This window comes from Enterobacter cloacae complex sp. SHL012 (assembly GCF_049237505.1).
In the GTDB taxonomy this organism is placed as follows: Bacteria; Pseudomonadota; Gammaproteobacteria; order Enterobacterales; family Enterobacteriaceae; genus Enterobacter; species Enterobacter kobei.
The window spans coordinates 59,982-72,393 of the sequence record NZ_JBMKIZ010000003.1 but is presented as its reverse complement, the minus strand read 5'-3'; the positions used below and the strand labels follow the sequence as shown (position 1 = coordinate 72,393).

The window sequence follows — 12,412 nt, the reverse complement described above, 5'->3', positions numbered from 1 at the left end:
CAGCAGAGTTACCGTGAACGGCGAGCAAGACGAGCCATCTCTGTAGAAGGTAAAGGGCGCCCCCGGCGGAGTGACTGTTAATTAAACAGTCCTCACCGTCTTTTTTAGAGCGAACGATGCCCGCCAGAATTCAGAGTGGCAACATCAGAGCGAATCTAATTACATATGAAAGAAATACGTTTTATTTGTGTTTTGCGTCTTTTAAAACCCTGTAATTAATAGAGGAATTCGTTTTGAGGAGATAAAAATGATATAGCCAGAAAACTCTGAATGTGCAAATTAAGCTTGCGTAAATAAAGGGGTAAACAATGAAGAGGGCATTAATGCATTGATGGTGTTTATTGATGTGTTTTTCTATCGTTATGTTTTTAATGGGTTTTTATTTTCTGTGTGTTGTGACTTAGTCATCCTGAAGATGCAATGTAATTATGGGTGGGAGATGTTTTAAATATAATTTAAATTGTGATTATTTAAGCGTGCTTAATGTATGTTTAAGTTAGGGTAACGTTTTTGATATAAGATATATTATATCACCGGTGTAATAAAATATATTCTTGTAGGGGGTTAAAACTCTGCTAGCGGTTGCAGGATAATAATAATGGGAAGATAGATATAAAATAACCTGATTTATTTTCAATGTGATTACGTCGCAGGCATGATTTTCTGGACGGTAAAAAATCGCGGAAGAATGAATAAAAACCGCCAGTCGGGCGTTTACTGACGTCACTCCCTTCTAACCCAGGAGCTTTATATGAACACGACCTCGTTTCGCCTGATCCCGGTGCTGATTTTTTCCCTGCTGTCTCCGCTGGCGCTGGCAATGGGCGATAATAGTACCGAGAGCAAAACGCCCGACTGTCCTTCCGGACAGGTGTATGACAGCGCCACCCAGAAATGCGTGCCGGACAAGAGCAGCAGCCTCAGCGATCAGGACAAAACCAACTATGCGTACCATCTCGCGAAGAAAGGGGAGTACCAGGCGGCGCTGAATCTGCTTGATTCACTGAAAAATAGCAATACGGCTGAAGCGTGGAACTATCGCGGGTTCGCCACGCGCAAACTTGGCCGTACGGACGAAGGCATTGGTTACTACCAGCGCGCGCTGGCTATCGCACCGGATTATGCCAAAGCCCGGGAGTATCTCGGTGAAGCGTGGATGGTAAAAGGACGACCCGATCTCGCGAAAGAACAACTGAAGGTGATTGCCGGTATTTGTGGCCAGTCCTGCGAGGAGTATCGCGACCTGCAGGCCGCCATCAACGGACATCCGGAATCCTGATTTTCTCGTGGAGGGAAAACACATCGCAACCAGTGAGGTTCGTCAACAGTTAGCCGCACACCTGTCGCGTCTCTGGCGCTATGGACTGGTGTTGTCACGCAACAGGGATATCGCCGAAGAGCTGGTTCAGTCCACCTGCGTGCGTGCGCTTGAAAAAAGCAGCCAGTATACGCCGGGCACACGCATCGACAGGTGGCTGTTCGCGATCCTGCACTCCATCTGGATCTCTGAACTTCGGGCGCGATACGTGCGTCAGGGGCAGGGATTTGTGGCCAGCGACGAACTCCTCGCGCCGGATACCCGCGAACAGGATGAGACGCGCCTGCATTATCTGAAGGTGATGCAGCGCGTTAACGCCTTGCCCGAAGCCCAGCGTAACGCGGTATTTTTGGTTTATGTCGAAGGCTTTACCTACCAGGAGGCGGCGGACACGCTGGCAGTGCCGATCGGTACCGTGATGAGCCGGCTGGCCACGGCACGGGCTCGGCTTGCCAGGTCCGTCGACGCACTGCCTCCGGTAAAGGAGAAACGTTCTTGAACGCGCACCGTTTTGCACCGCCCTATAACGACGACGCTATCGTGGCATGGATAGATGGCGAGATGTGCCGCGCCGACGCACAGCAATTTGAAGAGCATTTAAACAGTGACGAACGCCTCTCCGGGCGAACCGCCGAACTGATGAAAAGCAGCCAGGATTACGCCGGGGCGTTTGCCTCCCTGCTGGATGATGCGCCTCTTGGGACGATGCAGGCGCGTCTGACGGCGCTTCCTGACCCACGGCCCTCCACGCCGGTTGGCGTCAGCAGGCGGGCGCTGATTGCCGCGTCGGTCAGCTTTTTGATGGTCGGCTCCGGGCTGGGCTACCTGTTGCGGCCCGCTTCCGCGCCAGCGGATGAGAACGCCCATATTCGCGACCTCGAAGCGCAATATATGTCCCTGTACAGCGTCGAGACGCTGCTGGATATGGACAGCGCAGCGCCGGTCCTGCAGCGCGGGCTCGAACGGGCGGCGCAGGATATCGGCATGAAGCTAACTATGTCGCAGCTTATTCTGCGAGGGGCAGAGCTTAAAATGGTGCGCATGCTGCGCTATGAAACGACCTCAATCGCGCAGATTGCCTGGCTCAACGCCGACTACGGCCCAATGGCGCTCTGTATCTCGCCTGTCGATGAGAAGGCGACGGCCTCGCTCCGCCAGGAGCAGCGGCACAGCATGAACCTGGCGTGGTGGCAGGATGCGGGCTATCAGTTTGTCCTTATTGGCCGCAATCCGCCGTCTCACCTGCGGGCAAACGCGGAGCAGCTACAGCGCCTCATCTCAGGATGACGGCACATCGTTCGTCTTGATTGCAATGGCAATGGCTATACGATCGTCCACGACCAGCGCAAACTTATCCATTCCATAGGATGCGCGCGAGATCGCCGTGGTGGCATCAAGCCGGGGGGACTGTGCATGCGGGTCTTTCAACACGGCCTCCAGGATCACCGGCCGGGCAATGTTTCGTACGATCAGCGTGCCGAATACCCTGAACCGCCCGGCGCTCTGAGCGACCACGCGTGAGCTAATGAACTCGATGGTCGGGTAGCGCTCGGATTCAAAAAACATGTCGCTTTTCAGCTGCCAGGTGAGCAATTTGTTAGAAGCCATCAGAGTTGATACGGGAATGGTGACGTGAATATGGTCGTCGACGTCGTTATCCGGGTTGAGCGTCACGGCACCCGTCACGCCGCTGAACGTCGCCCAGGAGAGAATGCCGCCGAAGGCATGCCACGATAGCCGAATGGCGGTGTTATCGCTGTCGATAAGATAGCTTTTTGGGGCGGCGTACAGGGACGGGCATAACAGCAGGGCGGTCAGAATGGCTAAAAGGCGATACATAGTGGTTTCTCCGATAAACGCGCACTGCGTAAACGCCTGAGGGGCTAATTGTATTCGAAGAAATTAAGACGTTCCGTCAATCTCACCGAAAATTTTCCTGATAGATAAAGGTTAGCACTGAGGAGCGCAATGAGGGGACTTTGTCTGATGATGCCGGGTTCCTGCGTCCTTTATCGCGTATGACCCTCAGCGGGCAAGCTGATGTTTTACCCTCAGAGAATGTCACTTATTTTTTTCCACATAGCATTACAACAAGCAATAAAATCAAAACTCCATATTAGATCATCCAAGATGGAGTTTTTGGTGTTTTGTGAGCAAGCTAACAGTATTGTAAGGGGAGATAAATACAATACGCTGACATTACTATCCAGTGCGAGAGATTTTCAGATATGGATTTCATCAATAAAATTAAACATGGGGGCGGTCTTGTTTTCATTGAAAAGATCTCTAATTGGGCGGGTGCTTTTTCAGGGCAGCGACATCTTTCGGCAGTGAGAGAATCATTTGTTGCGCTGATGCCGTTAATTATTGCTGCGTCGCTATTTATATTAATAAATAATGTATTGCTCAACGGTGAATCGGGCTTAGTCGGTTTTCTGGGGCTGGAAGGCGCATGGGTTGGCCATTTGCAGGAAATCGGTATTCGCGTATATAACGGAACGCTGAATATCCTCGCCTTTCTTGCAACGATGATGATTTCATACCGATTAGCCAACAGCTATGGCGAAGAGGGTATAACGTATGCCATTTTCTCACTGGCGTGTTTATTTGTACTATTCCCGGTAACTATTCCCGTGACGGTACCAACTGGCGAGGTTTTTCAGGTTTCGGGGCTTATCAGTGGCAATGAGAGTGGTGCTGCAGGTATGTTTGTAGGCATATTTGTGGCGCTCATTTCCACTGAACTTTTTCGCAAGGTTTCGGCCTCGCCAAAATTGAAAATAACCCTGGCAGATTCCGTTCCTCCGTCAGTTTCAAGAAGCTTTAACGTATTAATACCCATGATCCTGGTGTTAACCTTGCTAAGTATCTTTGCATGGTCGTTAACCAGTCTTTTCAACAAAAACATACATGAAATTGTCACGTTGATGATCCAGGCCCCGCTGCAAAATATTTTACAGGGGCTAAGCGGCGTCATCGGGCTGCTGCTGACGCAAAACGGCTTATGGTGGGCGGGGATCCACGGCGCCAGTATTATGTACCCAATTACTGAGACCACATTGCTGGTGGCGATTCAGGAAAATACGGCAGCGTTTAAGGCTGGCCTTGAAATCCCTCATATCGTCACGAAACCTTTCCTGGATGCCTTTGGATTTATGGGCGGTGGCGGTCAGACAATCGGCTTACTCATTGCGTTGTGGATCGCCGCTAAAAAATCGGAGCATCGTGCAATAACGCGGCTTGCAACGCCAGGAATGCTGTTTAACATAAATGAGCCCATTATTTTTGGTTTGCCTGTTATGTTCAACCCAGTGCTGATTGTGCCATTTTTATTTACCCCGATTATCAGTATCGTGATTGCTTATGCCGCGACGGCAATGGATTTCATTAACCATACCTATGTTCTTGTGCCATGGACAACGCCGCCAGTGGTTAGTGCCTTCCTCGCGACTGGAGGGGACTGGAGAGCTGCGGTATTATCCGTATTCTTAATCGGCTTGTCGGTTATCATCTATCTGCCATTTGTTATCGTTATGAATAAACAGAAATAACCAGAGGTAAAGTGATATGAATATTATTGGCATACCTCTGGATATCAGACCTTATAACTATGATTTCCTGGTCTCCCTTGTTTCGATGGACAATAATGTTTCGTTAAAAATGCCGGAGAAAGCGGTTTTGGGTTACAAAAAACAACCCGCTGAACATCAAGCTGTAGATAAATTTTTGAAAGACCACTGTGCAGATGCTGATGCATTAATTATCAGCCTGGATATGTATCTCTACGGCGGACTTTTCCCTGCCCGTATCCATCAAATGGAATTAACCGAGTTGACGGCAAGGCTAAATACGTTAAAAACGCTAAAGGAGAATTATCCCGCGCTAAAAATATATGCATCTTCGCTGGTGCTACGGACGCCAAAATATAATTCCAGTGAAGAAGAACCGGATTACTATGCGCACTTCGGGCATTCCATTTTTCAGGTGGGCTATTTGTCTGACAAAGAGAAGCGCGTTGGGCTAAGTGAAGATGAAAAAGCACAGCTGTTTGCGCACCGTTCAGCTATTGATTCTGCTGCTTTTGATGACTGGATGCTGCGTAGAAGCAAAAATCTACAGCTCATAGAAAAAGCGATAGAGTTCGTTGATGAAGAGGTTATCGAGCAGCTGATAATCCCACTGGATGATACGGCGCAATTCGGTTTTACGATGCAGGATCTTGAACGTATCTACGAAAAGATATCTCTTCTCGGTGTTCAGGACCGGGTGTTTGTCCATCCTGGTACTGATGAGTCAGGATGCACATTATTGACCAAAGCTTATCTATCGATGAGGGGGCAGGCGTTTTTCGCCACGACGTACTATTCAAACGAATTGTTTAAAAGCTATATCCCGAATTATGAAGATCGTCCTTTTGTACACTCATTGCGCTCGCATGCTGCCGCATCAGGTATAACATTGGTTGATGATGATGTCTCGCTGCCCGTTTTAGCGATCAATGGTTGCGGCGAGATCATGCAAGAGGCTTTTGATATCAGCTATGGGCTAAACCTTCATACCGGCACGCGCAAGCCGAAGTATAAAAATATTACGTATTTTACCCACCGTAACCTGGCAACATATGCAAAAGAAATTGCCAGCAGGGCTTTGCAGGTCCCCGTGGTGGTTATTGATGTGGCAATGTCAAATGGGGGGGAAACTGAACTGATTCGTGCGCTGGATAAAGCTGGCGCTCTTGATGCCATTAAAGGCTATGCAGGCTGGAATACCACGTGTAACTCGTTAGGGACGGGGATAGCGAACCTTGTCTTTTCGACCCTGGGCGATAACGCTGACGCAATCGAACATTTCCTGAAAGAAAGGCTGGTCTCGGACTGGGCTTATCAGACCGAGGTCCGTTTTCCTGTTCAGTATGAATATCTGGCGTCGATTGGTCTCAGTTATGACTCATTTGAAGAAAAGGAGTCTATGGTCTTCGAGAAAATTAAGTCTGAAATCGAAACCGTCTGGAAGGAAAATGTTAAGAATAGCGTTAATTTATGCTGTCCTGTGATCTCTTCCATTTCTGCACCTTTCCGGCGGATGAGTGGTTTACATATTACCCTTTCATAATTTAATCAGTGACGAGTCATTACTATGAATAAGATACTTTTAGTGTGTGCTGCGGGGATGTCTACCTCGATGTTAATGAAGCGAATGAAAGATTATGCCAGTTCTCTCGATCACGAGACGATAATTGAAGCGCATGGTGTTGATGTTCTGAAAGATATTATTGTGAATTATGATGTTGTACTGGTTGCCCCTCAGATTCGATTCAAGCTGGCTGAAATACAAAAACTGGCTGAGATGCATGGTAAAAAAGCAAACGCCATCGACCCATTCCTGTATGGATCGATGAATGGCGAAAAAGTGTATCAACAGGCCGTTGATTTAATTGCCGCAAAATGAGTCGCGGCCACCGAACCTAAAACGAGATGATTCAAATGAGTTATGAAGATGATGTAATGTCGCTGATTATTGCCGCTGGCGAGGGTCGCAGCTGTGCCATGGAGGCGCTTAGTTTTGCCAAAGCAGGGCATTTTTCTGAAGCAGAGGCTTCGCTAACCCTTTCTGCCGATGCCTTCAGGCAGGCACACGAGGTGCAGACCCGGTTAATTGGTTTGGACGAGGGGGCAGGTAAACTGCATATGACGTTGGTGATGGTTCATGCCCAGGATCACCTTATGACCGGTATGCTTTGCCGTGAATTTGTGACAGAATTGATAGAGGTTTATAAAAAATGGAGTGAGTACTGAATGAAAACACGAGTCGGCTTTAATACTTTAATTAACACCAGAATTAATGAATTGACCCAGACTGAAATACGTATTTACCAGTTTATCAAGAATAATCGTATGCGGTTTATCGATATGAGCATTGCAAAATTAGCCGATGCAATGAATGTTGGTGAGGCCTCTATCATTCGTTTTTGTAAAAAACTGGGATACAAGGGCCTTTCAGAATTAAAGACGACTCTTCGCCTGGAAACAGATAAAGACGATACATTGTTATCAAAAGTGACTTCTCTTGATGAGCAGACGAACTCTATGAGAGGAATTGTACAACAGCTGGCTAATGATAATTACGTTGTTATTAATGAAACGCTTGCCCTGCAGGAGGAGTCGTCGCTGCTGTGTGCCGCTGACTGTCTGAGCAACGCTCGACAGGTCTATTTCTACGGCATTGGTATGTCGGCGATATCCGTTCTGTATGCCAAATATCGATTCATGAGAATTATGGCAAACGTCGATGCGTTAATCGACAACCACACCATGACGCTCAACTCGAACAATGTCGGGAACAAGGATGTGGTGGTTGCGATTTCACATTCAGGTGAAACACGCGATGTTGTCGATGCATTAAGGAGGGTGAAAGAGAAGGGGGCGGTAACAATTGTTATTAGTAAGCTAAAGCATTCTTCATTAAGTCAGTACGCTGATGTTGTCTTACTGACGGGAGGGACCTCAAATCCTTATCAGTCAGATTCATCAACGATTACCGCTGCACAAAGCTTTATGGTTGATGTTTTATTCAATGCGTTATTGTTTATCAATCAGGGCGGTAATGTTGAGAAGATAATATCTTCTCTGGATATTATTAATAAAGCTAAATAAATATATTTTCAATTCTTTCCTTTTCAGGTATGAAAGTAACTGAGGACAACTTATGGATAATACAAGAAAGATTATATGCATTTCTTTGCTTACGGCTATGCCAGGAATAGCAAATGCAATGCTGGTAGGAGGGCCAAAAGACTTTAATCTGGAAATTTATGGCAAATTAGCTATGTCCGTTTTTACGACTCAGGCAAGTGAGCGAAATTATGATTATACTCTCGATAATGAATCGTATATTGGTTTTCGTGGGAATAAAGAAATCACGGAAGGTATAAATGTTATCTTCCAGATTGAAAGTGGTTATGTTGGTTACGAGGCAAAAGACTCTGGCCTGGGAAAATTCGATACCTTCGTAGGATTTGAAGGTAAGTATGGCAAACTTCGCTTTGGTCGCATGAAGGGGGCGTTGTATGAAATCATAGACTGGCCTTATACGAACCCCGGTCTCGGACGTGTTTTTGACTGGGGAGGGGACGTCCACTGGCACCAAAGTAATCGTATGTCGAATATGGTGCGCTATGACGGGAGTCTTGCCACAAATGACTACGGGGCATTTGATGTGGTGCTTAGCGTTAACCGGGATGATTCAACGATTTCAGGATCGACGACCTACAGCTCGCGGATAACCTGGACGCCGTACTCCACGATAAAAGTACATGCCGCTTATGAAGAAACGCGCAATAAATCAGATCAACCGACGGATGACGTGGTAGTTGACGATCTGATGGATGCCTCAGGTTATGTTTTGGGCCTCGAAGTACCCATTCCTGATCTTGGCCTAAGGTTTTACGCAGGTTATAAAAACGGTCAAACAACCGATCTTACTACCCACGTTAAGAGTACCCAGGATGCATATAGCTTAATTGGTGAATACTGGCATGACATCTATGGTGCTAAGCTAGGGTATGCCAGGAATAATGATTATAAAATTGATAATGTCACCCAAAAAGACACCGCCGATAAAGTTATCTCCTTACAATTGATGATGAACATGGAAAATGGTTTTCTTCCTTATGTTCGTGTAGGTCGTACTGATGCCTATAATTCATCAACGAATGATAATTTTTATCGTGCTGGTCTGGAATTCTGGTTCTAATTTTTTATCTGTTTTTTTTATTTTATCAGTTCTGTTAATTAAATTTTTTGGGCGTTTTTATTTTATCTTTAAATAAGATACCTTCAGCGCATAGCGATCTGAATCGGGTTCGTGCTGTCAATTAGATGAGATAATTGAATTCTGATATCTATTCTATAGCGATATTTTATGCAACCGCACTGACCTGATTTCAGTCATCCTGCCGCCTGCAGTCGGAAAAGATTTGCTGTTTACTGTGCATGCGATTGAGATCCCCAAAAAGGCCGCAAGTGCGGCCTTTTTGGGGAACGTAAAGGTTACTCAGTGACTTTCTTTTCCAGTTCGCTGGCACCTTCTTTGGTTTTATTCCAGCCTTTCTCAGCGCCTTCTTTGGTGGCATCCCACCCTTTCTCGGTGCCTTCTTTGGTTTTATGCCAGGCTTTCTGGGAATCTTCGCTGACTTTACTGCCCAGGCTCTCGCTTTTACCTTCCGCAGCATGCTGCTGTTTCAGCTTCAGCTCTTCACCTTTGTTCTGCTCTTCGTGCAGTTTTTGCTTCGCCTCATTGGCGTTTGCGTTCGCTGCCGCGACGGTATCATCAGTTGCATGTGTGGTCGCAGCAAATACTGGGGAAGCCAGCAGAACGGCAGATAATGCGATAATTGTTTTTTTCATAATATCCTCATTTAACGTTTTCGGTTATGAGCGTGATTCAGCCTGGCACAGGCGAAGCGGGATGGCTTTAGGAAAAAACTGTAATGAGATCAATGCATCCTGACGCGGGGTATTTTGCCTGAGGATTATCCAAAGGATAAAACGCCTATTTCTGCGAGGGCGGCGAGGGTCAGGAGAATGAAAAGTATGACGGTTATGGGTCTGTACATGGTGGGTTTCCTTCCGGGTGGGGGGGCTAATCCGTAGCGCTGGGTGGTGTAGGTTATTTTCCACAGGAGATGGAGGAGAGTGTTGATGCTTGTCAATGCCATGGTAGTACAACATAAACTACTGGCCGGTGGATACTGTGTGGATTCAATCCATGCAGCAGTGTAGACAATAAACAGGCACAAAAAAGCCCGCAGGGCTTGCGCCGTGCGGGCTTTCAGGACTTCATCGGATGACTCTGGTAATCACCGATGGAGAATTTTGGTGGAGCTGGCGGGAGTTGAACCCGCGTCCGAAATTTCTACATACTATTATTTCTACAATAAAAACAGTGATTTGTATTTTGAATCAATAGTTTGGTGTTTTTGGATGTTTACTGTTTTTATGCATTTTTACTTTACTGCCGCCACATTGCCGCCACTCTTTGCAACATGAAGCTCCTTTGTTACATAAGCTAACCAAGATGGGGAGTAAATAGAAGCCTGTAGTTTTGCATTTGCAAATATATCAAAACTAGGTTCAGCGTCATAAATATAGCTTGCAATATTCTCAAAGTTAGGTGATTCGTTACCTTTTATTAAGAAATATATTTTTCTTGAAATATGATATGCCGCTTCTAAAACTTCTAAAAACAAATATTCATTATCAGTGAATGTTTTCATTTCTTTATTTCCACTGCGTAGTTTATAAGTGGCTAAAGATATGTTTTCAATGCATAGGTGTTCAAGTAATAATGCAGTGTGATACGATACCTCATTTAGTTTGCTTATCGAGCGTGGTGCTAGCAAAGTATTGTCAAGCTCGTTTCTTTCAAGGTTATTATTTATAATATTAAGGTGGTCTTCCATTTTTGTAATGAATTCTTCGTTGTGAGCGTAACTGGCCTCTACTTCCATAGTTGCTTTGGGGTAAATTTTCTTATAAAGATGATAAGGGTTCGATATGTTTATTTTGTCTTTTATGGCTATTTTATAACCCGGGTTGCCTTTGTTATCTTTTATACCACCGTTGGGATCGTTGGTTTCAATTATATTGAAACTAGGTATTTCTTTGATTTTCTCAATGAAATTTTTTTCATGTGCCAGATACCTGTCTATAGCATTTTTAGATTCCGATGTATTAATTTGTGACTCTGTCTGGATCGTTCTGTGTATATTGTTGACTATTGAAGCTAGTGGTACTGAACTTGCCAGGATTAACAAAGGGAATTTGCTTATTTCATAAAATCTGGAATATCCATGAGCAGAAAGAATGGGGGCTTTCCCTGACCAGGCAAATACACCAAAATATATAAAGGAAAGTAAAGGAATACCTATAGAAAACCAAAAAAGCTTTTGTTGGAATAGGTTTTCTTTACTAAGAATGTACCATTTTTTCCAGATAATAGTTGAAATTACAATCAGTAATGCCAGTAAATATAGCCAGATGGCTGGAGTATTAATAATTGAGGTTAAAAGAATCATCATTAGCTTAGGTTGTGTAGTGGGTTTTTAGTTACCGCATCCTCTAAATGCTCAGGTGCGAAATGTGCGTAGACCATAGTCATCTTAATATCTGAGTGCCCTAATATATCTTTCAATACCAGTATATTTCCGCCATTCATCATGAAGTGGCTGGCGAATGTATGACGTAGTACATGAGTACATTGACCCTCAGGTAGTTCAATACCAGCTCGTTTAACTGCACGTTCAAAGGCTTTTCGGCAAGGGGTGAATAACTTACCTCTATTTTTAGGTAGTTCATCGTAGAGTGCTGATGAAATCGGCACCGTTCTGTTTTTTTTCCCCTTTGTTTTGGTGTAAGTGATCCGGTATTTCGATAACTGGTGGCCCTGCAAGTTTTCCGCTTCACTCCATCGCGCCCCAGTAGCCAAGCATATTTTTGCAATCATCAACAGGCTGGGGCTTTGAGAATCAGCACAGGCATCAAGCAGGCGTTTAATTTCGTCCGTGGCCAGGAACGCCAGTTCCCCCTCTGCGATTTTGAATGTTGGCAGTCCAGCGAGCGGGTTAGGCGCTGACCAGTGACCCAGCTTTTTAAGGGTGCCAAAAACGGATGATAAGTTACGCTGTTCCAGGTTTACCGTGCGAGGCTTTACTGGCGACATTAGTCCACCGTCTTGGTTACATACCTCACCTTTTAATCGTGCTTCACGATATTTGGTAAAATCACCGGCTGTTAACTCAGAAGCGACGGGATCGCCCAGTCCATTGCAGATAATGTTCAGTTTCGCCATTAAGCGCTTGGGGTCTGCGAGCGTCTGGCCATAAAGGGAGTGCCACTGCTCAATCAATTCTGACAAATTCCGCCGATCTTCCTTTTCACCCAGCCAAGGCTTTTTGTTCACTTCATCCATGGTGAAGTTTTCGAATGCTACAGCCTCGCCCTTCGTCGCAAATTGCTTGCGCACGCGCTTGCCGTCACGCCCGTTCGGGTAACATTCGCACAACCATTTTCCGTTCGGCTGTTTTCTAATGGTCAT

13 protein-coding genes are annotated in these 12,412 nt (G+C 45.8%); 9 read left to right on the top strand and 4 right to left on the bottom strand.

All coding sequences use genetic code 11. The features are described 5' to 3' along the window. The first annotated feature begins 751 nt into the window (after window positions 1-751). The 3 genes from ACOTY9_RS11505 to ACOTY9_RS11495 are packed head-to-tail and all read left to right on the top strand — an operon-like array spanning window position 752 to window position 2,605. On the top strand, window positions 752-1,279 hold the full coding sequence (locus ACOTY9_RS11505; protein ID WP_014884932.1) for a tetratricopeptide repeat protein: 528 nt from the start codon (window positions 752-754) through the stop codon (window positions 1,277-1,279). A 7-nt stretch (window positions 1,280-1,286) separates the two neighbouring features. Then, the gene (locus ACOTY9_RS11500) at window positions 1,287-1,817 is read left to right on the top strand and encodes a sigma-70 family RNA polymerase sigma factor (RefSeq protein WP_241820581.1); all 531 of its coding nucleotides are present in this window, start codon (window positions 1,287-1,289) and stop codon (window positions 1,815-1,817) included. Continuing rightward, window positions 1,814-2,605: an anti-sigma factor family protein gene (locus ACOTY9_RS11495; protein WP_014884930.1), complete on the top strand. Its 792-nt coding sequence runs from the start codon at window positions 1,814-1,816 to the stop codon at window positions 2,603-2,605. Before ACOTY9_RS11500 ends, ACOTY9_RS11495 begins: the two co-directional genes overlap by 4 nt. Here the strand turns inward: ACOTY9_RS11495 and ACOTY9_RS11490 are convergent. Then, window positions 2,597-3,157 (bottom strand): YceI family protein, encoded by a 561-nt coding sequence (locus tag ACOTY9_RS11490; protein WP_348565859.1) that lies wholly within the window; start codon window positions 3,155-3,157, stop codon window positions 2,597-2,599. The two genes, ACOTY9_RS11495 and ACOTY9_RS11490, sit on opposite strands and share 9 nt — an antisense overlap. A 389-nt stretch (window positions 3,158-3,546) precedes the next feature. On the opposite strand from ACOTY9_RS11490, the gene ACOTY9_RS11485 reads away from it, so the two are divergent. Genes ACOTY9_RS11485 through ACOTY9_RS11460 form a run of 6 tightly spaced genes read left to right on the top strand, consistent with a single transcriptional unit; the run spans window position 3,547 to window position 9,070 of the window. Then, window positions 3,547-4,869 (top strand): PTS sugar transporter subunit IIC, encoded by a 1,323-nt coding sequence (locus tag ACOTY9_RS11485; RefSeq protein ID WP_045269202.1) that lies wholly within the window; start codon window positions 3,547-3,549, stop codon window positions 4,867-4,869. A 16-nt stretch (window positions 4,870-4,885) separates the two neighbouring features. Continuing rightward, window positions 4,886-6,430 (top strand): DUF4127 family protein, encoded by a 1,545-nt coding sequence (locus tag ACOTY9_RS11480; protein WP_333187495.1) that lies wholly within the window; start codon window positions 4,886-4,888, stop codon window positions 6,428-6,430. 24 nt (window positions 6,431-6,454) lie between these two features. Then, window positions 6,455-6,766 (top strand): PTS sugar transporter subunit IIB, encoded by a 312-nt coding sequence (locus tag ACOTY9_RS11475; protein ID WP_078309461.1) that lies wholly within the window; start codon window positions 6,455-6,457, stop codon window positions 6,764-6,766. Window positions 6,767-6,801: 35 nt separating this feature from the next. Next, window positions 6,802-7,113: a PTS lactose/cellobiose transporter subunit IIA gene (locus ACOTY9_RS11470; protein ID WP_421637362.1), complete on the top strand. Its 312-nt coding sequence runs from the start codon at window positions 6,802-6,804 to the stop codon at window positions 7,111-7,113. Further along, window positions 7,114-7,971 carry a MurR/RpiR family transcriptional regulator gene (locus tag ACOTY9_RS11465; protein ID WP_045269206.1) on the top strand — a complete coding sequence of 286 codons (858 nt, stop codon included), beginning with the start codon at window positions 7,114-7,116 and terminating at the stop codon, window positions 7,969-7,971. Window positions 7,972-8,023: 52 nt separating this feature from the next. Beyond that, entirely contained in the window at window positions 8,024-9,070 is a 1,047-nt protein-coding gene (locus ACOTY9_RS11460; RefSeq protein ID WP_052684066.1) for a porin, read from the top strand. A gap of 296 nt (window positions 9,071-9,366) precedes the next feature. Here ACOTY9_RS11460 and ACOTY9_RS11455 read toward each other — a convergent pair whose 3' ends face one another. The 3 genes from ACOTY9_RS11455 to ACOTY9_RS11445 form a co-directional block, all read right to left on the bottom strand. Further along, window positions 9,367-9,723 carry a hypothetical protein gene (locus tag ACOTY9_RS11455; protein WP_014884928.1) on the bottom strand — a complete coding sequence of 119 codons (357 nt, stop codon included), beginning with the start codon at window positions 9,721-9,723 and terminating at the stop codon, window positions 9,367-9,369. Between the two features lie 599 nt (window positions 9,724-10,322). Next, window positions 10,323-11,396: a hypothetical protein gene (locus ACOTY9_RS11450; RefSeq protein WP_421637361.1), complete on the bottom strand. Its 1,074-nt coding sequence runs from the start codon at window positions 11,394-11,396 to the stop codon at window positions 10,323-10,325. Beyond that, entirely contained in the window at window positions 11,396-12,412 is a 1,017-nt protein-coding gene (locus ACOTY9_RS11445) for a site-specific integrase (protein ID WP_421637360.1), read from the bottom strand. The genes ACOTY9_RS11450 and ACOTY9_RS11445 overlap by 1 nt, the downstream gene beginning before the upstream one ends.